At 72.0% G+C, this 26,623-nt stretch carries 21 protein-coding genes; 6 read left to right on the top strand and 15 right to left on the bottom strand.

The window, feature by feature from the left end:
• The first annotated feature begins 204 nt into the window (after positions 1–204).
• Complete coding sequence (locus EOE48_RS21990; RefSeq protein ID WP_187371508.1) at positions 205–4,653, top strand: beta strand repeat-containing protein; 4,449 nt, start codon at positions 205–207, stop codon at positions 4,651–4,653.
• Between the two features lie 126 nt (positions 4,654–4,779).
• Here EOE48_RS21990 and EOE48_RS21985 read toward each other — a convergent pair whose 3' ends face one another.
• Positions 4,780–5,208 (bottom strand): winged helix-turn-helix transcriptional regulator, encoded by a 429-nt coding sequence (locus EOE48_RS21985; protein WP_127733032.1) that lies wholly within the window; start codon positions 5,206–5,208, stop codon positions 4,780–4,782.
• Positions 5,209–5,261: 53 nt separating this feature from the next.
• Between EOE48_RS21985 and EOE48_RS21980 the strand changes: the two genes are divergently transcribed.
• Entirely contained in the window at positions 5,262–5,870 is a 609-nt protein-coding gene (locus EOE48_RS21980) for an NAD(P)-dependent oxidoreductase (RefSeq protein ID WP_127733031.1), read from the top strand.
• Positions 5,871–6,025: 155 nt separating this feature from the next.
• Complete coding sequence (locus tag EOE48_RS21975; RefSeq protein WP_127733030.1) at positions 6,026–6,607, top strand: class I SAM-dependent methyltransferase; 582 nt, start codon at positions 6,026–6,028, stop codon at positions 6,605–6,607.
• A gap of 68 nt (positions 6,608–6,675) precedes the next feature.
• Here the strand turns inward: EOE48_RS21975 and EOE48_RS21970 are convergent, their stop codons facing one another.
• The 7 genes from EOE48_RS21970 to EOE48_RS21940 form a co-directional block, all read right to left on the bottom strand.
• Entirely contained in the window at positions 6,676–7,425 is a 750-nt protein-coding gene (locus tag EOE48_RS21970) for an SDR family oxidoreductase (protein ID WP_127733029.1), read from the bottom strand.
• Positions 7,426–7,656: 231 nt separating this feature from the next.
• Positions 7,657–9,093: an aldehyde dehydrogenase family protein gene (locus EOE48_RS21965; protein WP_127733028.1), complete on the bottom strand. Its 1,437-nt coding sequence runs from the start codon at positions 9,091–9,093 to the stop codon at positions 7,657–7,659.
• A gap of 39 nt (positions 9,094–9,132) precedes the next feature.
• Positions 9,133–9,789 (bottom strand): ABC transporter ATP-binding protein, encoded by a 657-nt coding sequence (locus EOE48_RS21960; protein WP_127733027.1) that lies wholly within the window; start codon positions 9,787–9,789, stop codon positions 9,133–9,135.
• Positions 9,776–10,546, bottom strand: a complete 771-nt coding sequence (locus EOE48_RS21955) for an ABC transporter ATP-binding protein (protein WP_127733026.1) — start codon at positions 10,544–10,546, stop codon at positions 9,776–9,778. Before EOE48_RS21955 ends, EOE48_RS21960 begins: the two co-directional genes overlap by 14 nt.
• Positions 10,543–11,481, bottom strand: a complete 939-nt coding sequence (locus EOE48_RS21950) for a branched-chain amino acid ABC transporter permease (RefSeq protein WP_127733025.1) — start codon at positions 11,479–11,481, stop codon at positions 10,543–10,545. Before EOE48_RS21950 ends, EOE48_RS21955 begins: the two co-directional genes overlap by 4 nt.
• A 334-nt stretch (positions 11,482–11,815) precedes the next feature.
• Entirely contained in the window at positions 11,816–12,748 is a 933-nt protein-coding gene (locus EOE48_RS21945) for a branched-chain amino acid ABC transporter permease (RefSeq protein ID WP_127733024.1), read from the bottom strand.
• Positions 12,749–12,755: 7 nt separating this feature from the next.
• The gene (locus EOE48_RS21940) at positions 12,756–14,123 is read right to left on the bottom strand and encodes an ABC transporter substrate-binding protein (RefSeq protein WP_127733023.1); all 1,368 of its coding nucleotides are present in this window, start codon (positions 14,121–14,123) and stop codon (positions 12,756–12,758) included.
• Positions 14,124–14,282: 159 nt separating this feature from the next.
• On the opposite strand from EOE48_RS21940, the gene EOE48_RS21935 reads away from it, so the two are divergent.
• The gene (locus tag EOE48_RS21935) at positions 14,283–15,206 is read left to right on the top strand and encodes a LysR family transcriptional regulator (protein WP_127733022.1); all 924 of its coding nucleotides are present in this window, start codon (positions 14,283–14,285) and stop codon (positions 15,204–15,206) included.
• A 167-nt stretch (positions 15,207–15,373) separates the two neighbouring features.
• Here EOE48_RS21935 and EOE48_RS21930 read toward each other — a convergent pair whose 3' ends face one another.
• The 7 genes from EOE48_RS21930 to EOE48_RS21895 form a co-directional block, all read right to left on the bottom strand.
• On the bottom strand, positions 15,374–16,819 hold the full coding sequence (locus EOE48_RS21930) for a peptidoglycan DD-metalloendopeptidase family protein (protein WP_246154698.1): 1,446 nt from the start codon (positions 16,817–16,819) through the stop codon (positions 15,374–15,376).
• A gap of 131 nt (positions 16,820–16,950) precedes the next feature.
• Positions 16,951–17,646: a protein-L-isoaspartate O-methyltransferase family protein gene (locus EOE48_RS21925; RefSeq protein ID WP_127733020.1), complete on the bottom strand. Its 696-nt coding sequence runs from the start codon at positions 17,644–17,646 to the stop codon at positions 16,951–16,953.
• A 32-nt stretch (positions 17,647–17,678) separates the two neighbouring features.
• Complete coding sequence (gene surE, locus EOE48_RS21920; protein ID WP_127733019.1) at positions 17,679–18,440, bottom strand: 5'/3'-nucleotidase SurE; 762 nt, start codon at positions 18,438–18,440, stop codon at positions 17,679–17,681.
• Positions 18,440–19,891 (bottom strand): serine--tRNA ligase, encoded by a 1,452-nt coding sequence (serS, locus tag EOE48_RS21915; RefSeq protein ID WP_127733018.1) that lies wholly within the window; start codon positions 19,889–19,891, stop codon positions 18,440–18,442. Before serS ends, surE begins: the two co-directional genes overlap by 1 nt.
• A gap of 450 nt (positions 19,892–20,341) precedes the next feature.
• A complete protein-coding gene (gene poxB, locus EOE48_RS21905) occupies positions 20,342–22,075 on the bottom strand; it encodes a ubiquinone-dependent pyruvate dehydrogenase (RefSeq protein ID WP_127733016.1) in 1,734 nt (577 codons plus the stop codon).
• 111 nt (positions 22,076–22,186) lie between these two features.
• Entirely contained in the window at positions 22,187–22,534 is a 348-nt protein-coding gene (locus tag EOE48_RS21900; RefSeq protein ID WP_127733015.1) for a hydroxyisourate hydrolase, read from the bottom strand.
• Positions 22,531–23,937 carry an amidase gene (locus EOE48_RS21895; RefSeq protein WP_127733014.1) on the bottom strand — a complete coding sequence of 469 codons (1,407 nt, stop codon included), beginning with the start codon at positions 23,935–23,937 and terminating at the stop codon, positions 22,531–22,533. Before EOE48_RS21895 ends, EOE48_RS21900 begins: the two co-directional genes overlap by 4 nt.
• A gap of 185 nt (positions 23,938–24,122) precedes the next feature.
• On the opposite strand from EOE48_RS21895, the gene EOE48_RS21890 reads away from it, so the two are divergent.
• Both EOE48_RS21890 and EOE48_RS21885 read left to right on the top strand, forming a co-directional pair.
• Positions 24,123–25,232, top strand: coding sequence for an ABC transporter ATP-binding protein (locus tag EOE48_RS21890; protein WP_246154696.1), 1,110 nt, complete (start codon positions 24,123–24,125; stop codon positions 25,230–25,232).
• A gap of 25 nt (positions 25,233–25,257) precedes the next feature.
• Positions 25,258–26,301: an ABC transporter substrate-binding protein gene (locus EOE48_RS21885; protein WP_127733012.1), complete on the top strand. Its 1,044-nt coding sequence runs from the start codon at positions 25,258–25,260 to the stop codon at positions 26,299–26,301.
• Positions 26,302–26,623: the final 322 nt, after the last annotated feature.

Raw genomic sequence — 26,623 nt, 5'->3', positions numbered from 1 at the left:
GGTGCTCGGACGGTTCGTTCCGAAGGCCGTCTCGCCAGCCCGCGCGGTGGAGCCAAAGGCTCCACACGCCTGAGCGACGCCGGTTCCGGCCTCGCGAAGCGACGGCGCGCCAATCGCCACGATTCCGCAGGGATCGCCGAGCGATCGACCGAAAATCGTATCGAAACAAGAAACGATCTCACGCGATCAGGGGGCAAGTCAGAAATGGCCAAGTACATCGTCACCAACTATTCCGAGCTTGCCTCCGCGATCGACAACGCCAACAAAAGCACGGACGATGACACCATCGAGCTGAACGCGGATGTCGTCCTGGAGGGCGCCCTGCCCACCCTCGGCATCCGGGACGGTCAGGGCAACGTCATCGAGTCGGGCGATCTGACGATCGAGGGACGGAACTTCACGCTGAGCGGCGGCGGCTACCATCGCCTGCTGTTCGCGAATGCGGGGTCGATCGCGGTCAACTCGCTGATCCTGGTGGACGGCGCCGCCCGGGGCGGAGACGGGGGCATCAGCCACCAGGGCCTGGGCGGCGGCGGCGGCATGGGGGCGGGCGGCGGCCTCTACGTCAGGGCCGGTGCCGACGTCACGGTGACCGACGTCACGTTCAGGGGCAACAACGCCTGGGGCGGAAACGGCGGTGCCGACGTCGAGCGGGCGGTCGACGGACTCGCCTCCGGCGGCGGCGGCGGGCTCGGCGGCGACGGCGGCTCCGTCAACGACTACCGCCTGGCCGGGGGCGGCGGCGGCGCCTTCGAGGGGCAGACCGGCGGCTCGGTCGCGGATGAGGACGGCCGCTCGGTCGGCGGCGGACCGAACGGCGGCACCGGCAACGGCGGCGACTTCTCCGGCGGCGGCGGCGTCAATGCCGGCACCGCCGGGGACGGCGGATACGGCGGCGGCGGCGGCGGCGGCAACATCAGCGGCTCCGAGCGGAGCGGCGGCCGCGGCGGCTTCGGCGGCGGCGGTGGCGGCGGCGGCGGCGGGCGCACCGGCGGCGGGGCGACGGGCGGTGCCGGCAACGGCGGCTTCGGCGGCGGCGGCGGCGGCCAGGGTGGCAACGGACGCTACGGCACGACCCTGCCCGGCTACGGCGGCTTCGGCGGCGGCACCGGCGGCGAGGGCTTCGACAAGTCCGCGGGCGGCGGCGGCGCCGCGTTCGGTGGCAACATCTTCGTCCAGGAGGGGGGATCGCTCGTCGTCGCGGGCGACAGCGTCGTCACGGTCGGAGGGATCATCGCCGGGCGCGGGGGCGCCGTCTACGGCAACTCGGAGAGCCGGGCGCCGCAGGGCGGACAGGCCGGCGGATCGTCGATGTTCCTGCAGGGCTCCGGAACCCTCACCTACGCCCCCGGGGCCGGGCAGACGAGCAACCTCTACGGGACGATCGAGGATCAGGTCGGCTATGTCGGGCGGACCGGCTACGTGCCGAACGCCGGAACCTGGACCGGGACGGAGCGCTGGACCCTCGCCAAGGACGGGGCCGGCACGCTGAAGATGTGGTCCGCCAACACCCATTCGGGCGGCACGACGATCAGCGACGGCACGCTGTGGATCAGCCACCTCGACGCCGGCGGGACCTTCGACGGCCTCGGCGGCGGCACCGTGACCCTCGACGGCGGCACCCTCGAACTGGCGGCCAGCGGCTCGCTCGTGCGCAACGACCTCGTCGTCGCCCCGAACCGCACCGGGGGCATCGCGGTCTCGGCTGGCGAGACCGCCTACTTCCAGTTCACCGCGGCGAGTTCGCTGAGCCTCGGCGCCGGCAGCCGCATCGTGTTCGGCTCGCAGACCGCCACCGGAACCCTCGCGTTCCAGACCGACTTCCGGTCGATCGACGCGAGCGCCAGCCTCGAGGTCGGCGGCGGCACCCTGCGGGACGAGAGCGGGCTGCTCCAGAACCGTTTCCTCGCCCTGCTCTCCGAGACGCGGGTCGGCGCGAACGCGGCCCTCGACCTCAACGGCAACAGCGGCACGATCCGGAACCTCCAGGGCGCCGCCGCCAGCGCCGTGCTGCGGACCGGCACCGACGCCGCCACCGTCACGACGATCTACGGCGGCTCCTTCGCCGGTGCGATCCAGGGAGCGGGCGGCCTCGCCAAAACCCGCGGCGACACGCTCGCGCTGTCGGGCGACAGCAGCTACGCGGGCGGCACCGCGCTCGACGGCGGCGTCCTCGCACTCGGCCGGATGACCTCGGCGGGGTCCGGCGGCATCACCTTCGGCAGCGGCGCCCAGATCCTGCGCCTCGACGCCGGCGGCACGCTGGCCAACGCGCTGCTCGGGTTCGACGTGGACGACGCCATCGACCTGCGCGCGATCCGCGCCGGCGGGGCGACGCTGACCCGGAACGGCGACAGCCTCACGGTGACCGAGGGCGCCGCCGACGGCGGCGACAGCAACACCCTCAGCCTCGGTCCCGCACCCGTCGGCTACGCCTTCGCGCTCTCGGACGACGGCAGCGGCGGCACGCGGGTGCGGCTGGCGCAGGACGTCGCCGACCTGTCGGTCACGCTGTCGAACGGCGGCGGCGCGCTCCAGGCCGGCGCCGACACCACCTACACCCTGACCGTGAGCAACACCGGTCTGGTCGACGCCGCCGATGTCACCGTCACCAACGTCCTGCCCGCCAACGCCACCTTCGTCTCGCTGACGCAGACCGGCGGGCCGGCCTTCGCCACCACGACGCCGGCGGAGGGCGCGAACGGTCCGATCCGCGGCACGCTGGCGAGCCTCGCGGTCGGCGCGACGGCGACCTTCGCCCTCACCCTGCGCACGGATGCGTCCTCGCCCACGCTGACCAACACCGTGACGGTGCGCACCGCGACGGCCGAGGTGACCACCGGCAACAACACGGCGACGGACAGCGATGCGGTCGACACCACGCCCCCGACCGTCTCGCTGGCCACGACGGGCCTGAGCCGGGCCGAGGGCAACGGCGGAACCACGGTCTACGACTTTACGCTGACCCGCACCGGCAACCTCAACCTGGCCTCCGACGTCGGCTACGCGGTGACCGGCGCGGGCACGAACCCGGCCGACGCCGCCGACTTCGCGGGCGGCGTCCTGCCCACCGGCCGGGTCGTCTTCGCGGCCGGCAGTTCAACGGCCACCATCACCCTGCGGGTCGCCGGCGACGCGAGCGTGGAGCGCGACGAGAGCTTCGTCCTCACCCTGTCGGACCCGAGGAACGCGACGATCGGGACCGGCACGGCGACGGGACTCATCACCGACGACGACAGCGCCCCCGCCGATCCCTCCGACCCGACCGGGGCCAGCCGGACCGGAACGGCGGGCGACGACAGCCTCTTCGGGGGAGCCGGCAACGACACGCTCTCGGGTCTGGCCGGCAACGACCGGCTGACCGGGCGGGCGGGCGACGACCGGCTCGACGGCGGGGTCGGGGCCGACACGATGCTGGGCGGTCTCGGCGACGACACCTACCTCGTCGACGACCTCCGGGACGTGGTGACCGAGCTGTTCGGCGAAGGCCGCGACACGGTTCTCACCTCGCTGTCGGCCTACGCGCTCGGCGACGCCGTCGAGGCGCTCACCGCCACCGGCAGCGGCTTCTTCACCGGCACCGGCAACGCGCTCGCCAACCTCATCACCGGCGGCAACCGCGGCAACCGCCTCGACGGCGGTGCCGGCGCCGACACGCTGGTCGGCGGGCTCGGCAACGACACCTACGTGGTCGACGACGTCAACGACGTGGTGGTGGAGCGGGCCGGCGGCGGCATCGACCGGGTTCTGGTCGGGGTCAGCTACACGCTCGGCGACAACGTCGAGAACCTCGGCATGGGCACCAGCGCCTCGCTCAGCGGCACCGGCAACGCGCTCGCCAACCAGCTCGTCGGCAACCGGGGCAACAACGTCCTCGACGGGCGCGGCGGGGCCGACACGCTGGTCGGCGGCCTCGGCGACGACACTTACGTGGTCGACAATGCCGGCGACGTCGTCACCGAGCTGGCCGGCGAGGGCTTCGACACGGTGCGGACCTCGCTGTCGGCCTACACGCTCTGCGCCGCCGTCGAGGCGCTGACCGCCACCAGCACCGGCTCGTTCACCGGCACCGGCAACGCGCTCGCCAACCTCATCACCGGCAGCGACCGCGGCAACCGCCTCGACGGCGGTGCCGGCGCCGACACGCTGGTCGGGGGGCTGGGCAACGACACCTACGTCGTCGACAACGCCGCCGACGTGGTGGTGGAGCGGGCCGGCGGGGGAACCGATCGGGTGCTGACGAACGTCAGCTACACGCTCGGCGACAACGTCGAGAACCTCGGCATGGGCACCAGCCTCGGCCTGTCGGGCACCGGCAACGCGCTGGCCAACCTGCTCGTCGGCAATAAGGGCAATAACGTGCTCGACGGGCGCGGCGGGGCCGATACCCTGACGGGCGGCGCGGGACGCGACACGTTCGTGCTGCGGGCGGGCGAGACGGCCGGCGACACGGTGACCGATTTCGTGCGCGGGACGGACACGCTGGCGTTCTACGGCTTCGGCACCGGCGCGATGCTGTCGCGCGGCTCGGGCGACCTCTACACGGTCACGAGCGCGGACGGCTCGACCAGCGGCAGCTTCCGGCTGACCGGGGTCGCCGACCTCGACCTGTCGGCGGGCGCCGGCAACACCGACGCACGCTTCTTCGCGTGAGGCAGGCCGGGGAGGGGGGCGGCGCATCGTCCTGCACGAGTGGAGCGCCGGCGGAGCGAGCCTTCCCGATGCGGACACCGGCCTCGCTCATGGGTGTGGAACCGATGGCTCCGCCGCGCGGGCTGCTCATGCGATTTCCGGAACGGATCGTCCGGAAATCGTATCATACGCCGCCTGCGCCGCCGCGACCTCCGGCATCCGGGTCTCGGCCCAGTCGATCATCGCCCGCAGCGAGGCCACGAGGGACGCGCCCAGCGGCGTGATCGCGTAGGTGACGCTCACCGGCACGGTGGCGACCACGGAGCGCGACACCAGCCCGTCGCGCTCCAGCGAGCGGAGGGTCTGGCTCAGCATCTTCTGCGACACGCCATCGATCCGCCGCTTCAGGCCGTTGAAGCGCATCGGTTGGTCGTGGAGCGTCAGCAGGATCAGGGTGCTCCACTTGTCGGCGATGCGGTCGAGCAGCCGCCGGGTCGGGCAGTCGGCCGCGAACACGTCGCCGCGGGCGGTGGTTCCCCGGCAGTGACCATGTGAGGAAAAGGTGCCTTCTTGCATGACTGCTCTCCATAGAGCACCTGGTCTCCATTGGAAACCAACGGAGACGATCCATGAAGGTTGCAGTCCTCGGCGCCAGCGGCCGCGCCGGTTCGGAGATCACCCGGGAACTCGCGGCGCGCGGGCACACCGTAACGGCGATCGCGCGCAAGCCGGAGGCGATCCCGGCGGCGCCGGGCGTGACGGCGGTGGCGGGCGACGCCTCCGATCCGGCGGCCCTGGCCGACCTGATCCGCGGCGCGGACGCGGTCGTCAGCGCCCTGCACTTCGACGTACCGGCCGCGACCCTGGTCTCGGCCCTCAGGGCGGCGGGGGTGCCGCGCCTGCTCGTCACCGGCGGCGCCGCCAGCCTGGAGACCGCCCCGGGCCGGCGCGTCATCGACAAGCCGGATTTCCCGGCGGCGTGGCGGTCGGCGGCCGAGGGCGGGATCGTCTTCCTGGAGGCGATCCGCGGCGAGCGCGACCTCGACTGGACGTTCTTCTCGCCGGCGGCCCTGCTGGAGCCGGGACCGCGGCTCGGCCGCTACCGCCTCGGCGCCGACCGGCTGGTGGTGGACGAGGCCGGCGTCAGCCGGATCAGCTTCGCCGACTACGCTCTCGCGATGGTCGACGAACTGGAGCAGCACCGCCACAGCCGCGCGCGCTTCACCGCGGCGTATTGAGAACGCGCGCGCCCTGCCGGTCGTGAGCGGCGGGGCGCGAGGCCGCCGCCATCTCCGAAGCAGACATTGTTAAGGTTTATGTTTCGAATATGGGACGCGGACGATCCCTGCTTCCGTGACCTCGCACGGTCGGCGATCGTCAGGACGATGACCCGATGCCCGAGTTCACCTCCGACTGGACGAGCGTTCACTTCCCGACGTGGGAGCGTCTGCTGGCGCTCGCCAACTGGGACAGGCGGCAAGTCAAGACCGTCGTCGAGGTCGGCTCCTTCGAAGGCCGATCGACGCTCTGGTTCATGGATCACGCGCTCGGCGCTCTCGGCTCCAAGGTCTACTGCGTCGACGTCTGGGACAGGGATCCTGTCCTGGCCAGATTCTCCAGCAACGTCAGAAGCCATGCGCGTCACGAGGACGTCTTCGCGATCAAGCAGACGTCGTTCGACGGCCTGAGCGCGCTGATCGCGGCAAAGATCGAAGCGGACCTGATCTACATCGACGGGAGCCACGCCGCGCCGCACGTGCTGGAGGATCTCGTCCTGGCGTTCAGGCTCGCGAAGATCGGGGCGCTCGTCATGTGCGACGACTACCTGTGGGCCGACCCCGCCCATGGCGGCGACGACATCGTCGGCAGGCCGAAGATCGCCATCGACGCGTTCACGACCATCTTCTCCCGGAAGATCGCGATGATCTCCGGGGCCTCCAACGGTCAGGTCTACTTCGTCAAGACGGCGGAGTGAGTTCGGTGCCCTGAGCCGGACGGTCGAGGCGGCGGATCTCTCCGCCGCCGGTGGGAACGTGCCGACCGTCAGACCGTCCGGCCGCCGTCGATCGGCATCTCGACGCCGGTGACGAAGGCGGCCTCGTCGGAGGCGAGGAACAGCGCCACCGCGGCGATGTCCTCCGCGCGGGACATCCGGCCGAGCGGGATCGTGGCGACGAACTTGGCGCGGTTCTCCGGCGTGTCGGGCACGCCCATGAAGGCTTCGAGCAGGCCGGTCTCGCCCATCACCGGGCACAGGGCGTTGACCCGGATCTTCCACGGCGCCAGTTCGACCGCGAGCGACTTCGACATCAGGTTCACGGCGCCCTTCGAGGCGTTGTACCAGGTCAGGCCGGGCCGCGGCCGGATGCCGGCGGTCGAGCCGACGTTGAGGATCACGCCGCCGCCGTTGTCACGCATCGCCGGGGCGATGGCGCGCACGAAGTAGAAGATCGACTTGACGTTGACGCGAAACACCCGGTCGAAGGTCGCCTCGTCGACCTCCATCAGCGGCTGGTTCCTGTGGGTGGTGCCGGCGTTGTTGACCAGGATGTGCGGCGTGCCGAAGGCCTCGGTGGTGCGCGCCACCGCGGCGTTCACGTCGGCCTCGGAGCCGACATCGGCCGCGATCGCGATGGCGTTCCCGCCGATCTCGGCCGCCACCCGCTCGGCGGCGTCGCCGCGCAGATCCAGCACCGCGACCTTGGCGCCCTCCTCGGCATAGCGTCTGGCGATGCCCTCGCCGAAGCCGCCGCCGGCGCCGGTGACGATCGCGACCTTGCCTTGCAGTCTCATGGGGGTCTCCCGAGTCGTTTCGTGAATGAGGGCCCGACGCGCCGCCCACCCTCCCCCCTCTGCGGGGGAGGGTGCCCGGCGGAAGCCGGGCGGGAGAGGGGATCGCGACGGTTCAGGATGTGGCGCTCTTCATCCCGGTCGCGACCTATCCGGAAGCGGCGTCCCCTCTCCCGGCTCGCTCCGCTCGCCACCCTCCCCCGCAAAGGGGGGAGGGTCGGCGTTGCGCCGTCCTTACCCGTGCTTGATCGCGATGGTCTTCAGCGCGGCGAAGCCGTAGAGCGCCTCGAACCCCTTCTCGCGGCCGTGGCCGGAGCGCTTCATGCCGCCGAAGGGCAGCTCGACGCCGCCGCCGGCGCCGTAATTGTTGATGAAGACCTGACCGGTCCTGATGCCCTGGGCGAGCCGCAGCGCCTTGCCGATGTCGCGCGTCCAGACGCCGGCGACGAGCCCGTACTGGGTGCCGTTGGCGATGGCGAGCGCCTCGGCCTCGTCGCGCATGCGGATCGCCACCAGCACCGGCCCGAAGATCTCCTCCTGGGCGAGGCGGTGGTCGGGGTCGACGTCGCCGATGAGGGTCGGACGGACGTAGTAGCCGGCCTCCGGCACGTTGCTGCCGAGTTCGCCCTGGGCGAGGATGCGCGGGCCGTTCTGCTGGCGGGCGAGTTCCAGGTAGCCCTCGATCCGCCGCTTCTGGTTGGCGTTCACCACCGGGCCGAGGTCGAGGTCCTGCTCGCCCGAGCCGACCTTCAGCGCCGCGAAGCGCCGGGCGAGGTCGGCGGTGAAGCTGTCGTAGATGCTGTCCTCGACCAGCACCCGCGAGCCGGCCGAGCAGGTCTGGCCGGCATTCTGGGTGATCGCCTTGACGATGGTCGCGGCGGCGTCGTCGAGGTCGGCGTCGGCGAACACCACCTGGGGCGACTTGCCGCCGAGTTCGAGGGTGACGGGAATCGTGTTCTTCGCCGCCGCCGCCTGGATCAGCGTGCCGACCTCCGGCGAGCCGGTGAAGCTGACGTGGTGGATGCCCGGATGCGAGGCGAGCGCCGCGCCGGCCTCCTCGCCGAGCCCGGTCACCACGTTGAGGCTGCCGGCCGGGAAGCCGGCCTCCTCGGCGAGCTTGGCGAGGTGGAGGGCGGTGAGCGAGGTGTCCTCGGCGGGCTTGAGCACCACCGCGTTGCCCATGGCGAGCGCCGGGGCGACCGAGCGGCCGGTCATCTGGAGCGGATAGTTCCACGGCACGATCACGCCGACGACGCCGTGCGGCTCGTAGACGGTCATGACGGTGAAGCCGTTCTGGAACGGGATGGTGTCGCCGTGGACCTTGTCGGCGGCGCCGCCGTAATACTCGAAGTAGCGGGCGCAGACCGCCGCGTCGCTGCGCGCCAGCGTCAGCGGCTTGCCGACGTCCTCGCTCTCCATCCTGGCCAGGAGCTCGGCGTCGCGACGGATCAGCTCGGCGAGCTTCAGCATCAGCCGGCCGCGGGAGGCGGCGTCGGTGCGGCCCCAGGCGCCGGCCAGCGCCGCCTCGCCGGCCGCCACCGCGGCGTCGATGTCCTTGGCGCCGCCGCGGGCGATGCGGGCCATCTCCTGGCCGTCGGAGGGGTTGAGGACCGGGATGCTCTCCGGGGTGGCGGTCCACTGGCCGCCGATGAAGTTCTGGTGTGCGGTCATCGCTGCGTTTCCTCGTGGTGGGGGTGCGTGGTGTGCCGGTCAGGCCGGGGAAATCTCGCCGCGCTCGATCACGTAGGTCTGGTCGACCAGCGCGCGAAGCAGGTCGGGACTGCTCTCGGTAATGAGGATGGCGACGTCGGGCAGCGCGGCGCGCAGGCGCGCGAGGGCCTCGGCGTAGCGCAGCGCCAGGGCCGGGGCGAGGCCCTGGAACGGCTCGTCGAGGAGCACCGCCCGGGTCCCGACCATCAGGGCGCGGCCGAGCGCCACCATCTTGCCCTGGCCGCCCGACAGGCCGGCGGCCTTGCGCGGGCCGAAATCGCGCAATTCGGGCAGCAGGGTGTAGACCGCCTCCAGTCGGCGGGCGGTCTCCTGGCTCTTGAGGCCGAGCACCTGGGCCGGCAGCAGCAGGTTGTCGCGCACCGTGAAGCTGCCGAACAGCTTGCGCTCCTCGGGCGCGTAGCCGATGCCGAGCCGGGCGCGGTGATGCGCCGGCACGTCGCCGGCGGTCTTGCCGTCGAGGGTCACGGTGCCGGCGCGCAGGGGCAGCAGGCCCATCAGCGCGCGCAGGGTCGTGGTCTTGCCGGCGCCGTTGCGGCCGATCAGCGCCACGCGCCCGCCCGGCGGCACCGCCATGGTGACGCCGCGCAGCACCGGCGCGCCGGCGATCTCGACCGCCGCCCCGTCAAGCCGCAGCATGGACGCCTCCCGCCGGCACGGTGCCGATCACCGTGCGCTGCACCTCGGGGTCGTTGAGCACCACCTCGGGCGTGCCCAGCGCGGCGATCTTGCCCTGGCCCCAGACCGCGACCCGGTCGGCGAAGCGGCCGACGACCTCCATGTCGTGCTCGACGAACACCGCCGTCACCCTGGCGTCGCGCAGCACCCGGGCCAGGGTCTCGACCACCGCCATCTTGCCGGCGGCGGCGACGCCGCTGGTCGGCTCGTCCATCAGCAGCAGGCGCGGGCGCAACGCCACCGCCATGGCGATGTCGGCGAGCTTGCGCGCACCCTCGTTGAGGGCGTCGGCCCGGGTCTCGGCGATGGCCGAGAGGCCGAACCGGGCGATGAGGTCGCGGGCCTCGTCGCGGTAGCGCGGGCGCAGCAGCGGCGCCAGCGGCGACCACACGCCCTCGCGGCTCGCCACCGCCAGCGCGACGTTCTGCTCGACGCTGTGCTCGGTGAAGAGCTGCGGCAACTGGAACGAGCGGGCGATGCCGAGGCCGACGATCCGCCGCGGCGACAGGCCAAGGATCGGCCGGCCCGCGAAGGTGATCTCGCCGGCCTGCGGCTTGAGGTAGCCGGTCGTCATGTTGATGAAGGTGGTCTTGCCGGCGCCGTTCGGGCCGATGATGGCGAGGAACTCGCCCTCCTCGACGTCGAGGTCGATGCCGTCGGCGGCCTTCAGGCCGCCGAACGCGATCTTGAGGCCGCGGGCCGAGAGCAGCACGCTCATGCGGTCTTCCTCTGGGTGGCGCCGCGGATCAGGCCCCAGAGGCCGCCGGGGGCGAACACGATGACGCCGAGGAGCACGAGACCGAGCACGAGCTGCCAGGCATTGGCGACGAGCGCCGCGGCGTAGACCCGGGTCAGCTCGTAGGCCGCCGCGCCGAGGAACGGCCCGACCACGCTGCCGGCCCCGCCGAGGATCGCGATGAACACGAGTTCGCCCGAGGTGGTCCAGTAGGCGAGCGCCGGGGTGACGTGGCGGGTGGTGAGCGCGATGATCGCGCCGCCGCAGCCGGCCATCACCGCCGAGGCGACGTAGGCCGAGAGCAGCACGCGCTTGGCCGACACGCCCATGAATTCGAGCCGGGTCTCGCGGGTCTTGATCCCGGCCAGCGCCTCCCCGAGCGGCGAGGCGAGCGCCACCCGCACCAGGGCGCCGAACGCCAGCGCGAGCACCAGGGCGAGCGCCAGCACCGCCCACTGCGCCGCGTCGCCCTCCAGCGCCTGCCCGGCGAAACGCACCGGCGGCAGCCGGATCCCGTCGGTGCCGTGGGTCAGCGAGTAGAACTTTTCGAGCACCGAGTAGAACACCATGCTCAAGGCGAGGTTGAGCATTCCAAAAAAAATCTCGCGGTAGCGCACCACGAACAGGCCGACCGCGAGGCCGACGGTTCCCGCGAGCAACGCCGCCGCCGGCAGCAGCAGCAGCGCCTCCGGCACCAGGGCCGCCCCGAAGGCGACGAGGTAGGCGGCGAGCGCGAGGTAGAGCGCGTGGCCGAAGCTGACCTGACCGGCGCGCAGCAGCAGCAGGATGCCGAGCACCGCCAGCCCCTTGGCGAGCGCGATGGTGAGCACGAAGCGCAGCCACGGCACCGCGTAGGCGAGCGCGACGATGAGCGCGGCGCCGGCCAGCGCGAGGACGAGTTCGAGGGTCCTGTTCATGGGTGGTGCCCTCGATGATGGCGGAGCAAGGGCGGTCCGCCGCACTCGCGACCGGGGTGTCGGGGCGTTGCCGCCGGCTGGGTCAGAACGCCCGCGACGCGCCGGCGTAAGGATTCCCGCCCCTTTCCCGGGCGCATGCAGCGCCAGCGGAATGCGACCCGGGATCCAGCACAGGAAGCGCCGCGAAGCGGCTCGGTGTGTCGGCACCGTCGCTGAGGACGGACGCTTCGCGACTCCTTGTGCTGGATCCCGGATCTCCTTCCGCTGACGCTCCAGTCGTCCGGGAAAGGGGGAGCCCGCCAGCAATGGCCGTGAGGCAGCGTCGAACGGGCGCTCATATCCTGCGGGTCTCCGCCACCCCGAACAGCCCCTGCGGGCGCACCAGCAGCACCGCGACCATGATCGCGTAGGGCACCACCACCTCGAATTCCGGCGCGACGTAGACCGCGAAGGAGCGGCCGAGGCCGATCAGCAGGGCGGCCACCGCCGCGCCCTCGATCTGCCCGAGGCCGGCCGTCGCCACGACCGCGAAGGACAACACCACCGTCGAGGCGCCGACGCCGGGCACCAGCGACACGGTGGGTGCCGCGAGCGCGCCGCCGAGCGCCGCCAGCGCCGCGCCGGCGGTGAAGGTGAGCAGCGTCACCCTGGCGGCGTCGATGCCCATGGCCCGGGCGGCCTCGCGGTCGACCGTCACCGCCACCACCATCCGGCCGATGAGCGTGCGGCGCAGGACGAAGGCGAGGCCGGCGAGCGTCAGCACGGCGACGCCGGGCAGGACGTAGAGCTGGTAGGCGGTGAACGGGATCACGTCGCCGCCGAACGGCACGTCGACGGTGCCGAGCCACTTCAGCGGCGCGTCGAAGACCAGCGGCTGCACGCCCCAGATCAGCTTCTGGAGATCCTCCAGGATCATGAACAGCGCGAAGGTGACGAGCAGTTGCAGCACCGGCTCGCTGTCCTGCATCCGGCGCAGGAGGAACCGCTCGATCAGCGGGCCGAGCACGATCCCGACCAGGATCGCGGCGACGAGCAGGATCGGCAGGCCGAGCCAGGGCGGCGCGCCGAGCGACACGGCGAACAGCCCGAGCGACGCCGCGGCGTAGCCGCCGATGGCGTAGAGGCTGCCATGGGCGACGTTCAGGACCCGCAGCACGCCGAACACGAGGTTCAGCCCGACCGCGACCATGAACACCGCCCCGGCATAGGACAGGCCGTCGAGCAGCGCGAGGCCGACGAGGATCCCGTTCTCCGACAGCCAGGACATGATCGCGTTACGCCGGCTTGTACGCGACGGTCTGGGGCAGCTTGGCCACCATGTCCGGCGTGAGGGTCTTGAGCCAGTCGGCGCTCTTCTGCCCGACCGGGGTGGTCACGCTCTCGGCGGGGAAGACCAGCATGTCGGTCAGCACCGGGAACGGGTAGGCGTCGGCGTGCAGCGTCGTGCCGATGATCTGGTTCTCGAGTCCCTGCCCGTCCTCGCGGATGCGGACGCTGGAGGTCGGCGAGGGGAATTCGAGGCCCTTGAACGCCGCCGCCATCTCGGCGTCGGTCGGCCAGCCGCCTCCCTTGGCGGCCACCGCCTTCTCGATGCCGGCCTTCATCGCCGAGACCGCCTGGGCCATGTGGAAGCAGGGATAGATCGGGTAGGAGCCGAAGCGGCTGCGATAGCCGTCGCTGAATTTCTTGAGGCGCGCGGGGTCCTGCGGGGTCGGGTGCAGGAACCAGTGGTCGCCGCGCGCCCCGACGATGTGGCCGGCCGGCAGCGCCTTGCCGACGCGCTGGAGCGAGGATTCGGCGAGCGGCATCACGAAGGTCGCGCGCTCGAACAGCTTGCGGTCGGAGGCCTGCCGGATCAGCGCGTCGAGGTCGCCGCCCCAGGAGGTCGTCAGCACCACGTCGGGACGGAGCGCCAGCACGCGGGTGATCTCGGTCGAGAAGTCGGTGGCGCCGAAGCGCGGGAACAGCTCGGCCGCGACCTTCACGCCGGGCTTCAAGGCGTTCATGCCGGTGCGGAAGATGTCCCAGGAATCACGGCCCCAGGCGTAGTCCTGGTTGATGACCGCGAGCGACTTGAAGTCGGGCTTGACCTTCAGGAGGTAGAGCAGCGCGGAGAGAATCTCCGGTGTCGCGTTGGCCTGGGTGCGGAACGCGAAGTCGTAGCGCCTGTCCTCGAAGATGCGCTGGGTGCCGCAATCCCACAGCAGCGTCGGGCGCTTCAGCTCGTCGGCGAGCGGCGCGCAGGCGATGCAGTCGGCGGAGGAAATCGCCGCGAAGACGAGGTGGACGCCCTCGCTCTGGACGAGGCGGCGGTACTCGCCGACGACGTGGTCGACGCCCGGCCCCTCGTCGACGAAGATCGGCCGCACCTTGATCCCGGCGATGCCACCGGCGGCGTTGATCTCGTCGAACAGCATCTCGGCCGCCTGACGGCCGGGCACGCCGAACACGCTGGCGGGACCCGACAGGTAGGTGGCGATGCCGACCTTGATCTCCTGCGGCTTCTCCGGGGACTTGGCCCCCTGCGCCTGCGCGCTGCGCCCGGCGAGCAGCAGCCCGCCCATCGCGCCGGCACCGACCAGGGCCTCGCGGCGGCTCACGCCCGCCGATACCGTGCCCGCGCCACGACCCGTCACAGCCATGCGATCCCTCCCGTTGGTCGGCCGGCCCCTCTGAAAACGGCGTCGGGGGCCTGACCGCGCCGGATCCGCCCTGTGGCGGCTCTCCGGCGGGCAGGATCATGCTGTCGCGATCCCTCGGTGTCCAATATATACTGCGGTCACGTGCGAGACGTTGTGGATATGGAACTGAGGCATCTGCGCTACTTCCTGGCGGTCGCCGAGGAGCTGCACTTCACCCGCGCCGCGGCCCGGCTCGGCATGGCGCAGCCGCCGCTGAGCCAGCAGATCCAGCAACTGGAGCGCGAGGTCGGGGCGCCGCTGTTCCACCGCTCCGGCCGCGGCGTCGCCCTGACCGAGGCCGGCCGCCAGCTCGCCGGCGACGCCCGCGAGATCCTGCGCCTGACCGAGGCGGCGCTCGCCGGCGCCCGCCGGGCGGCCCGGGGCGAGACCGGCACGATCCGCATCGGCTTCACCGCCTCGGCCTCGTTCAACCCGTTCGTGATCGGGTCGATCCGCGACTACCGGGCGGCGTTCCCCGACGTCGAGGTGGTGCTGACCGAGGAGAACACCGCCAACCTGCTGGCGCTGTTCCGCACCCGCCGCCTCGACGCGGCGTTCCTGCGCCCGGCCGACGGCGAGGCCGGGGACCTCGCCGGGCACGACCTGCCGGCCGAGCCGATGATGGTGGCGCTGCCCCATGGGCACCGGCTGGCGGCGCTGGAGGCGGTGCCCCTCGCCGCGCTCGCCGGCGAGACCTTCATCCTCTACCCGCGCCGCAACGGCCGCGGGCTGTTCGACGCGATCATGCAGGCGTGCCGGGCGGCCGGGTTCAGCCCGCGGATCGGCCAGGAGGCGCCGCAGATGGCCTCGACGGTGAACCTCATCGCCGCCGGGATCGGCATCTCGATCGTCCCGGCCTCGATGAGCCACATCCGCACGCTCGGGGTGACCTACCGGCCGATCGACGGCGACGGCCCGGTGGCGGCGATGAGCCTGCTCAGCCAGGACGGCGACAGCCCGGCGACGGTGGCGGCGTTCGTGGCGCTGGTGACGCGGCGGGCTGGTGATACGGATCTCGGAACTGATCGTCCGAAATCCGTATGATACGGTTTTCGGACGATCAGTTCCGAAAACCGTATCGCGAGCCCGCGCGGCGCCTGAGCGAAGCCGATTTTCGCATCGCGAAGCGATCGATCGAAAATCGTATGACATGCGAAACCCCCCGCCCCGGTCGGGGGCGGAGGGTTTCGTCGGATCGGTGCACCGGGCGATCAGTTGCTGGCGAGGTGCGGCATCGGGTCGACCGGGGTCGCGCCCTTGCGGATCTCGAAGTGGAGCTGCGGCGAGGTGACGTTGCCCGAGGCACCGGACTTCGCGATCACCTGACCGCGCTTCACCTTCTCGCCGGGGCGCACGTCGAGTTCGCCGTTATGGGCGTAGGCCGAGACGTAGCCGTTGGTGTGGCGCACCAGGACCAGCTTGCCGTAGCCCTTCACGTCGCTGCCCGCATAGGCGACGGTGCCCTCCTCGGCGGCCTTGACCGGGGTGCCCTCGGGCACCGCGATGTTGATGCCCTCGTTGCCGCTGGAGCCGTAGCCGGAGATCACCCGGCCGCGAGCCGGCCAGCGGAACGACGAGTCGGGCTCCGGCGGCGGGGCGGCGGGCGAGATCGCCGGGGTCGGCGCCGCGACCGGGGCGTCGCCGGCGGTGGCGACCTTGACCGGCTTGGCCTCCGCCTTGGCGGCCTCGACCTTCGCCGGCTTGGCCGGTTCGGTCTTCGCCTCGGCGACCTTCTCGGCCGGCTTCCTGGGCTCCGGCTTGACCTCGGCGACCTTCTTCGGCTCGGCCGGCTTCTTCGGCTCCGGCTTGGCCTCCGCCACCTTCTTCGGCTCGGGCTTCGGTTCGGGCTTGGCCGCGGCCTTCTCGGCCGGCTTCTTCGGCTCGGGCTTGGCTTCGGCGAGCTTCTTCGGCTCGGGCTTCGCTTCGGCCCTGGCGACCGGCGCCGGCTCGGGCGCGCGGGTGTTCAGCTTGGCGGCGCGCTCGGCCGCGGCCGGGGTCACCGGCTTGGGCGCCGGCTGGCCGGGGCGGACGCGCGCCGGGCGCTCGGGGGCCGGCGCCTCGGCGACCCGCTTGGGCTCCGAGGCGTGCTTGGGCTCCGAGACGTGCTTGGGCTCGGGGGCGCGCGGCTCGGGCGCGGCCTGGGCCCGCGGCGCGGCCGGCGGGGTGACCCGGGTGGTCATCGCCGGCGCGGAGCCCGAGGCGCTGTAGACCGGGATCACGATCTGGCGGCCGGGGGCGATCTGCGAGGCGTTCGACAGCCCGTTGGCGGACAGGATCGCCGCCGCCGGCACGCCGAAGCGGGTCGACATCTGGGTCAGGCTGTCGCCCTGGGCGACGGTGATCGTGGTGCCGCCCTGGGCGCTCCAGCCGCCGTGGCCGCTGGTCACCGGCGCGGCGGGGCCGAGCCGGGCGGTCTGCGCCGCCGGCGGGGACATCGGCGCCGCGGGCGCCGCCAGCGGGCGCGACTGGATCGGCGCCGAGCGGATCGGCGGCGCCGCCACCTCGTCGCCCTGCGGCAGGCTGCCGGTCGCGCCCGGCTCCGCGCTGCTCGAAAACGGATTCGAGAACGGGTCGCTGAACCGCATCGTATCGGTGCTGCAGGCGGCGGACGCGCCACCGATCAGCCCGATGAGAGCGAAGCGAGACAGCGTCCGCATCCCCATGCCTGCCCTGCGATCCCGCATCGACTTACCCACACATCCACGCAACCCGATGAGACGGATTCAAATCCGATTCAGGTTAAGCTTCCGTTGCGGGTCGGCCGGTCCGGTGAAGGACGAGCGGAGGTTCAGAGCGCCGCGGCGCGGCCCGGGGTGAGCCGGCCGAGCGGTAGGCGGCCCTCCAGGCGGCGGTGGAAGCGGCCCTCGGCGTCGCGCTCGACGACGATGAGCCGGGTGCCGCCCTCGCCCATCAGGGCGCCGACGAGGCGTCCGCCGGGCGCCAGCCGCGCCAGCAGGGCCTGGGGCAGGGAGAGCAGGGCGCCGTTGACCAGGATGCGGTCGTAGGGCGCCGGGTCCTGCGCCGGGGCGCAGCCGTCGGCCACCGCCAGCGTCACGGTGCTGCCGAGGAGGTCGGCGGCGTCGAGGCGGTCGCGGGCGTCCTCCGACAGGGTGGCGTAGCGCTCGAGGCTCACGATCTCCGCCCCGCCGAGGCGCACCAGCAGGGCGGTGACGTAGCCCGAGCCGGTCCCGACCTCGAGGATGCGGGCGCCGGCGAGCGGCAGCAGGGCGGTCAGCATCGCCGCGACGGTGCTGGGCGCGGTCATGGTCTGGCCGCAGGGCAACGGCAGGGCGAGGTCGCGGCGTGCCAGCGCACGGTGCTCGGGGAGCACGAACGCCTCCCGCGGCACCCGCTCCAGGGCGCCGAGGACCGCCGGGTCGCGCACGCCGCGGGCGCGCAGCGCGAGGACGAACGACGCGGCCTCGACCGCGTCCGGGTCGTCGCCGGCAGCGGGATCGATGGCGGGGGGCGCAGGTGAGCGCATGCGGCAGGGATCCCGGGGCCGGAGAGACGGGGTCAGCCGAGCGCCTGGGCGAAGCGGGTCAGGGTCGGCTCGTCGGTGAGGTCGAGGCGCAGCGGCGTGACGCTGATCCGGTTCTCGGCGATCGCCTTGAGGTCGGTGCCCTGGCCCGGCTCGAACCGCGCCTTGGCGAAGGCGAGCCAGAAATACGGGTTGCCGCGCCCGTCCATCCGCTCGTCGATGGCGAGCAGCGCCTGGTTGCGCACGCCCTGGGTCGCCACCGCGATCCCCTGCACCGCCTCGGGCTCGCAATCGGGGAAGTTGACGTTGACGAGGATGCCGGGCTCGATGCCGGCCTCCAGGATGCGCCGCACCGTCGCCGGCCCGTGCGCCCGCGCGGTCTGCCACTTCAGGGAGGTGCGCCCGGCGGCGCCGTAGGCCTGGCTCAGGGCGATGGAGCGCACCCCGAGGATCGTACCCTCCATCGCCCCCGCGACCGTGCCGGAATAGGTCACGTCCTCGGCGACGTTCTGGCCGCGGTTGACCCCCGACAGGACGAGGTCGGGCGGGGACTCCTTGAGGATGTGGCGGATGCCCATGATGACGCAGTCGGACGGCGTGCCCTTCACGGCGTAGTGCTGCTCGGCGACCTTGCGCAGGCGCAGCGGGTCGTTGAGCGACAGCGAGTGCGAGACGCCGCTCTGGTCGGTCTCCGGCGCGACGATCCAGACGTCGTCCGAGAGTTCGCGGGCGATCTCCTCCAGGACCTTCAGGCCCGGCGCGTGGATGCCGTCGTCGTTGGTGACGAGAATGCGCATCAGGTCCTCGGGGCTTCGATTCGGGTGAGGCCGCCCATATAGGGCGCGAGACAGGACGGCACCGTGACGCTGCCGTCGGGATTCTGGTAGTTCTCGATCACCGCGATCAGGGCGCGCCCGACCGCGACGCCCGAGCCGTTGAGGGTGTGGACGGGGGCCACGCCCTTGCCGTCGCGGCGGCGGAAGCGGGCCTCCATGCGCCGGGCCTGGAAGTCGCCGCAGACCGAGCACGACGAGATCTCGCGGTAGGTCGCCTGACCGGGCAGCCACGCCTCGATGTCGTAGGTCTTCTGCGAGGCGAACCCCATGTCGCCCGTGCACAGCGTCATCACCCGGTAGGGGATGTCGAGGCGCTTCAGCACCGTCTCGGCGGCCTCCAGCATGCGCTCGTGCTCGGCGGCCGAGTGCTCGGGGGCGGTGATCGACACGAGTTCGACCTTGGAGAACTGGTGCTGGCGCAGCATGCCGCGGGTGTCGCGCCCCGCCGCGCCGGCCTCGGCCCGGAAGCACGGGGTCAGCGCGGTGAACCGCAGGGGCAGCTCGTCCTCGGACAGGATCGATTCGCGCACGAGGTTGGTCAGCGGCACCTCGGCGGTGGGGATGAGCCAGCGCTTGGTGCTATTTTCTAATTTATTTTCGATGATTTTCTTTGCAAAACTCAGCGCTATTTCTTTTGTTTTTCTCACTTTCTCATCATCAGAAATCTTATTTTTTTCTTCTATCTGGAATATTTTTGCAAAATTATTAGAATATTCTTCGATTGCGGTTTCCGGGTACTCGCCGCCTGTCACCAAAAACTGATCATTTTCGAATTTTGGCAGTTGCGCCGTCCCGAACATCGCCTCGTCGCGCACTAGCAGCGGCGGCGCCACTTCAGTATAGCCGTGCTCGCCCGTGTGCAGGTCGAGCATGAACTGTCCAAGCGCCCGCTCCAGCCGGGCCATCTGGCCCTTCAGCACGACGAAGCGCGAGCCCGACAGCTTGGCCGCGGTCTCGAAATCCATCATCCTGAGAGATTCGCCGATCTCGAAGTGCTGACGGCCGGACTTGGCCCGGCCTCGGCCCTCGAAGGCGCGGATCTTGACGTTGCTCTGCTCGTCCACGCCGACCGGAACATCCTCCTTCGGGGTGTTGGGGATGCTGACGAGTTCATTGCGGAGGGCCTGCGCAATTATCTCAGCTTCATTATTAAGGCTGGGTATGTTCTCCTTGAGCCGAGTGACATCGGCCATCAGGGCCTGCGCCCGTGCCTCGTCCTTAGCTTTCTTGGCGGCGCCGATCTCCTTCGACAGGGCGTTGAGACGTTCCTTGGCGTTCTGCGCTTCTGAGACAGCGGATTTCCGGGCATCGTCGAGATTGATCAGCGCGGCGGAGCGTGGCTCCAGCCCGCGGCTCTCCAGGCCGGCGTCGAAGGCGGCCGGGTTGTCGCGGATGGCCCGGATGTCGTGCATGGCGGCGGCTCGGATGTCGTGGCTCGGAGGACTGGGGCCGGAGCGTCCGCCCGTCCCTCGGTTGAGGCGACCCGCTTTGCCGCATCGACCGGGTCCGGACAAGGGCGGGGGCGGCGGCTTCCAGGGCAATCGCCTCGGAGCGATTGCCCTGGTTTCCCGCTCGGCCTCAGGCGCCGGCAGTCACATCCGTGACTTTGGCTTTCGCTCCGCTCTGTGTTCGAGCGGACATTCGTCCCCTCGAACCCGCTCCGCGGGGGCGCTCTTCGGGCGCAAAGCGCACCGCGCCTGCCATGCAGCGTCGCCCTGCAGGCGACCGCAGGACAATCGCTGAAGCGATGGCCCTGCGGCGGCTTCGCCGCGCGGGGTGGTCGCGGCGCCGGGCAGGACGACGGATCGTCCTGCCCGGGAGCCGGGACGGTGCGACCCCGGGACCGCGTCAGGCTCGGATCCTCACCGGCGCAGGTTGCTGGCGGCGAGGTCGAGGATCTCGTCGCCGCGCCCGTTGATGACCGCGCGCAGGACGTAGAGGCTGAAGCCCTTCATCTGCGCCGCCTCGATCTTCGGCGGCATCGCCAGTTCCTGGCGGTTGGTCACCACGTCGAGGAGCGCCGGGCCGGGATGGGCCAGCACGTCGCGGATCGCCCCCTCCAGCTCGCCCGGATCCTCGACCCGGATCGCGTGCAGGCCGGCGGCCCGGGCCATGGCGGCGAAGTCGGGGTTCCGGAGCGCCACGCCGGTATCGAGATAGCCGGCGGCCTTCATCTCCATCTCGACGAAGCCCAGCGTGCCGTTGTTGTAGACCACCACCTTCACCGGCAGTTCCTGCTGCACCAGGGTGAGCAGGTCGCCCATCAGCATCGTGAAGCCGCCGTCGCCCGACAGCGAGACCACCTGCCGGCCCGGCTGCGCCGCCTGGATGCCGATCGCCTGCGGCAGGGCGTTGGCCATCGAGCCGTGCGCCCACGAGCCGATCAGGCGCCGGCCCTTCGTCATCGCGAGGTAGCGCGCGGCCCAGATCGTCGGCGTGCCGACATCGGCCGTGAAGGCGGTCTCCGGCCCGGCCGCCTCGCTGAGGAGCCGCGTCAGGTATTGCGGATGGATCGGCTTGCGGCCGGGCGTGCCGGTGGCGAGGTCGTCGAGCCCCTCCCGCGCCTTGGCGTAGTGCTTGAGGCACGCCTTCAGGTGGGCCTCGTCGGATTTCGGCGTCAGCCTCGGCAGCAGCGCGTCGAGGGTCGCCGCCACGTCGCCGACGACGCCGAGGTCGAGCCGGCAGCGCCGGCCGAGATTCTCGGGCCGGATGTCGACCTGCGCGACCGTGGCCTTCTCGGGGTAGAACTGGCGGTAGGGAAAGTCGGTGCCGAGCAGCAGCAGGGTGTCGCACGCCTCCATCGCGGCGTAGCCCGACGAGAACCCGATCAGCCCGGTCATGCCGACGTCGTAGGGGTTGTCGTGCTCGACGTGTTCCTTGCCGCCCAGCGCATGGACCACCGGGGCCTTGAGGGTCTCGGCGAGCCGCATCACCTGCGCATGCGCCCCGGCGCAGCCGCGGCCGCAGAACAGCGTGACCTTCCGGCCGCCGTTCAGCAGGTCGGCCAGCGCGTCGAGGTCGGGGCCGGCCGGCACGGTCACGGGCGGGCGCGGGACGAGCCCGGGATTGGGTGCGACGGCGCGCTTGGGCGCGTCGCGCAACGCCACGTCGCCCGGGATCACGATCACCGCGACGCCGCGCTGGCCGATCGCCGCCCGCAGGGCGATCTCGAGCACGTAGGGCAGTTGCTCGGCGGACGAGATCTCCTCGCAGAAGCACGCGCACTCGCGGAACAGAGCGGTCGGGCGGGTCTCCTGAAAGTAGTTGGTGCCGATCTCCGGCGACGGGATGTGGGCCGCGATGGCGAGCACCGGCACCCGGCTGCGCTGGGCGTCGTAGAGGCCGTTGATGAGGTGGAGGTTGCCCGGTCCGCACGAGCCGGCGCAGACCGCGAGTTCCCCGGTCGCCTGCGCCTCGCCGGAGGCGGCGAAGGCCGCCACCTCCTCGTGCCGGACATGGATCCACTCGACCACCCCGCGGGAGCGGATCGCCTCGGTGATGCCGTTGAGGCTGTCGCCCACGACCCCGTAGATGCGCCGCACCCCGACCTGCTGCAGGGTTTCGGTCAGCAGGTCCGCCACGTTGCGATTCGCCATGTCACGCCATCCGGTTCCGTCAGACTTTGGGCGTAACTCGCGGGGACCGGGTTCGGACGCAGGGGCCCGTCCGATTTCTGCTGCGCCGCAGCGGACGGGCGGGCGTCCTTCCTACAGGCCGCGGAACAGGGCGTAGCCGTAGGGCGTGAACTTCAGCGGCAGGTGGACGTGCTCGGCCGCGTCCGCGACCCGGAACCGGAACGGCACCGCGTCGAGGAAGCCCGGATCGGCCCCGAGCCCGGCATGGTAGGCGCCGAGCGCGAACACGACCTCGTGGAGCCCGGCCTGCGCCCCCTCCCCGCGGGCGAGCGGGTGATCGAGGGTGCCGTCCGGGCCGATCGTCCCCTCGGCGACCCGGTGGCGCTGCGGTTCGAGCCGGTCGATGGTCACGGCGAGGCCGAGGGCCGGGCGCCCGCGCGCCACGTCGACCGCGTGGACCGAGATGCCGCCGTTCGTCATGATGCGTCTCCGTTCAGGGCGGGCCAGCGATCGGCCCAGGGTCGTGCCCGCTCGAACGCCGCCGCGACGTCGAGGAGCAGGCGGTCGCGGCCGTAGCCGGCGACGAGGTGGAGGCCGATCGGCATCCCGTCCGGGGCGGGGTCGACCGGCACGCTGAGGCCCGGCAGGCCGGCGGCGTTGACCCAGCCGGAATAGATCGCGTGGCCGCGCGGCCCGACCGCCTGCCCGTCGATGACCGGCGGGTATTCCTCGCCCGCCGGCCAGGGCTGGGCGGCGCAGATCGGCGTGAGCACGAGGTCGATCTCGGCGAAGGCGGCGGCGGCCGCGTCGCGCAGCGTCCGGACCCAGTCGAGGATCTGCCACAGCCGCGTCGCCGGGATTGCCCGGCCCTGCGCCGCCATCGCCCGGTACGGCTCGCTCGCTCCCGCCTCGAGGGCCGGGTCGGCGGCGAACAGGTGGGCGAGGCCGATCCGGCCGATCTCCGGCCACGCCGCGTTGAGGGCGCCGACCTCGACCGGCAGCGGCCCCTCCTCGATGGCGAGCCCGCATCCCGCCAGGGCGCCGAGGGCGCGCCGGCAGGCCGCGGCGATGACCGGATCGACGGGATGGTCGCCGAGGCGCTCGACGTAGCGCGCGCGCAGCGGCCGCTCCGGCCGCCCGGCCCCGCGGGGGAAGCCCGACCACAGCACCCGCGGGTCTGGACCGGCCATGAGGTCGAGCACCGCCCGGCTGTCGGCGACGGTGCGGGTCACCGCCCCGGCGACCTCGAAATCGAGGAGCGGCGAGGGCAGGCCGCCGTGGCGCGGCACCAGCCCGAGGGAGCTTTTCAGCCCGACCAGCCCGGCATGGGCGGCGGGGCGGCGGATCGAGCCGCCGCCATCGGTGCCGAGGCCGATCGGCGCGTAGCCGGCCGCCGTCGCCGCGACCCCGCCGCCGGTCGAGCCGCCGGGGGTGAGCGCCGGGTTCCACGGGTTGCCGGTGGTGCCGAACCGGGTGCCGGCGGTGTAACCCTGGACCGCGAATTCCGGCATCGTGGTCTTGGCGAGCGTCACGAGACCGGCGCCGCGCAGCCGCGCCACCGGCAGCTCATCCGCCGGGCGCGGGGTCTCGTCGCCGCCGGGGGTGGCGTAGGTCGCGGGCATCCCCTCGGCGACCAGGAACTCCTTGACCGTCATCGGCACGCCGTCGAGGGGCGAGAGCGGCGTCCCCGCCCGCCAGCGCGCCGCGCTCGCCTCCGCTTCGGCCCGCGCCCGCGGATTGGGCCGCGACAGCGCGTTGAGCCGCGGCTCCCACGCCGCGGCCCGGGCCAGCGCGCTCTCCAAGGCGTCGACCGGCGTCGCCTCGCCGCGGGCGAACGCCGCCCCGAGGTCGATGGCGCTCAGCCGCCACAGCTCCGTCGTCATGCCGTCTGCCTCCCCGCGTCGCAGGTCTGCCTGTTGCTTGGGCGAAGGGCCGTCGCCGCCGGCACGCTCCCGTTCCCATCGCCGCGCCGGCGGCACAACCTCAACGTGAACATGGGCTTTTCCCGGAATGGCATACGATTTGCGAACTCTCCGCCGCAAGATCGATGCCGCAGAGGACGAAACCGGTGAGCAGCACGGGAGCGCGGACGACGACGGCGGAGGGCCGCTCGGTCGTCCTCGACGGCATCACGCACCGCTACGGCGGCGCCGTCGCGGTCGAGAACGTGAACCTCGACATCAGGGCCGGCGAGCTTGTGTCGCTGCTCGGGCCGTCGGGCTGCGGCAAGACCACGTTGCTGCGCATCGTTGCCGGCTTCCTGCGCCAGACCGAGGGGCGGGTGATCGTCGGCGACCAAGTCATCGACGCCCTGCCGCCGAGCCGGCGCGCGGTCGGCATCGTGTTCCAGAACTACGCCCTGTTCCCGCACCTGACGGTGGCCGAGAACGTCGCCTACGGGCTCGCCGCCCGCGGCGCCTCGCGGGCCGAGCAGGGGAGCGAGGCGCGCCGCCTGCTCGACCTCGTCAAGCTCGGCCACGTCGCCGCCCGCCTGCCGCGCCAGCTCTCCGGCGGCCAGCAGCAGCGGGTGGCGCTCGCCCGGGCGCTGGCGATCCGGCCGGCGGTGCTGCTCCTCGACGAGCCCTTCGCCGCCCTCGACAAGAACCTCCGCCTCGACATGCAGATCGAGGTCAAGCGACTCCAGCGCGTCGCGGGCGTCACCACCCTGCTCGTCACCCACGACCAGGAGGAGGCCCTGTCGCTGTCCGACCGGGTCGCGGTGCTGTCGCAGGGGCGCCTGGAGCAGTTCGCCCCGCCGACCACGGTCTACGACGCGCCCGGCAGCCTGTTCGTCAACACCTTCGTGGGCGCGGCCAACACCATGCCGGGGGTGCTGCTCGGCGCCGACGCGACTGGTGCGCGCATCGCCCTCGACGCCGGGGCCGAGATCGTCGCCCGGCCGCTGGCCCAGGCGGTGGCGGCGGGCGGGCGCGTCGTCGCCTGCCTGCGCCCGGAGCACCTGCGGCTGGCGGAAACCGGCGAGGACGGCATCGCCGGCGTGGTCGAGATGGCGCTGCCGCTCGGGCCGACCATCGTCCACGAGGTCCGGGTCGGCGCCGGCAGCCCGATCAAGATCGCCGAGCCGCGCCTCGGCGGCGGCGCCCCGCGCGCCCCCGGCACCCCGGTGCGGGTGCTCGCCGCCCCCGGCCTCGCCTGCGCCTTCCCGGCCGCCGCCTGATCGTCCCGTTCCGAGGATCCACCCCATGCTCTCTCGCCGCCACCTCCTCACCACCGCCCTGTCGCTCGGCGCGATGGAGCTGTTTCCCGGCCTGTCCTTCGCCCAGGCCCGCCCGCTGGTCTTCGCCACCTTCACCGGAAGCTGGGAGGAGGCGCACAAGGCGGTGCTGGTGCCGGCCTACCGCAAGGAGACCGGCAACGCTCCGATCGTCCTCGACCCGATGCTGTCGGTCGACCAGATCGCGAAGGTCTCGGCGGCGCGGGCCAACCCGCCGATCGACGTGATGCTGCACGATCCGGGCCCGGCCCTGGTGGCGCTGGCCCAGGACCTCGTCGAGCCCTACCCGGTCGAGCGCAGCGCCTCGTTCAAGGACCTGATCCCGACCGCCCAGGAGGCGAGCGGCCCGGCGGCGTTCTTCCAGGTCGTCGGCCTGACCTACAACCCCGACACGGTGAAGACCCCGCCGACCTCGTGGGCCGACCTGTGGCGGCCGGAGTTCAAGGGCCGGGTCGGCATCACCAACATGAACTCGACGCTCGGCACCGGCTTCATGGTCGAGGTCGCCAAGATGCACGGCGGCTCGGAGAGCAACATCGACCCGGCCTTCAAGGCGATGGAGAGCCTGAAGCCGAACCTGTCGGCGGTGGCGGCCAATCCCGGGGCGCTCGCCACCCTGTTCCAGCAGGGTCAGGTCGACATCTCGCCCGGCAACTTCAACGCGATCCAGATCCTCAAGGCCAAGGGCGTGCCGGTGGAGTTCGTGGCGCCCAAGGAGGGCGCGATCGCGTTCAAGACCGCGATCCAGATCGTGAAGAACTCGCCCAACCGCGAGCTGGCGTTCAAGCTGATCGAGGCGGCGATCTCCGAGCCTGTCCAGACCCGGCTGATGCAGGCGCCCTACCTGATCGTGCCGACCAACGCCAAGGTCAAGATGACCGGCGAGATCGCCAAGGTGCTGGCGAAGGACACCGAGGAATTGCAGAAGAAGTTCGTGTTCCAGGACTGGAAGACGATCAATGCCGGCCGCCCGGCCTGGATCGAGCGGTTCAACCGCGAGATCAAGTTGTGACCGGAGGGTGATGCGCCACGCCCCGCCCTCCCCCGCAGGGGAAGGGCTGTCCGGGGAAAGGTGAGGCGCGGGCTCTCTCCTCTCCCCGCGGGCGGGGAGAGGGCCGTGCCGCCGTTCAGGAGGCACGGCGAGCCCGAAGGGCGAGGGTGAGGGGGTGTTTCCGGAGAAGCCTCACTCTTCGAGACCCCCTCACCCTCGCTCCGGCTTTCGCCTCCGCTCACTTCATCGACGACGAGGTCGATGAAGTCCTCTCCCCGCCCGCGGGGAGAGGGAAACCCGCGCCTTTTCCTTCCCCGGACAGCCGTGCCGCAGAGGGGAAGGG

Origin of the sequence: Methylobacterium oryzihabitans, assembly GCF_004004555.2 — a bacterium.
GTDB lineage: Bacteria > Pseudomonadota > Alphaproteobacteria > Rhizobiales > Beijerinckiaceae > Methylobacterium > Methylobacterium oryzihabitans.
This window is presented reverse-complemented; position numbering and strand designations above follow the sequence as displayed.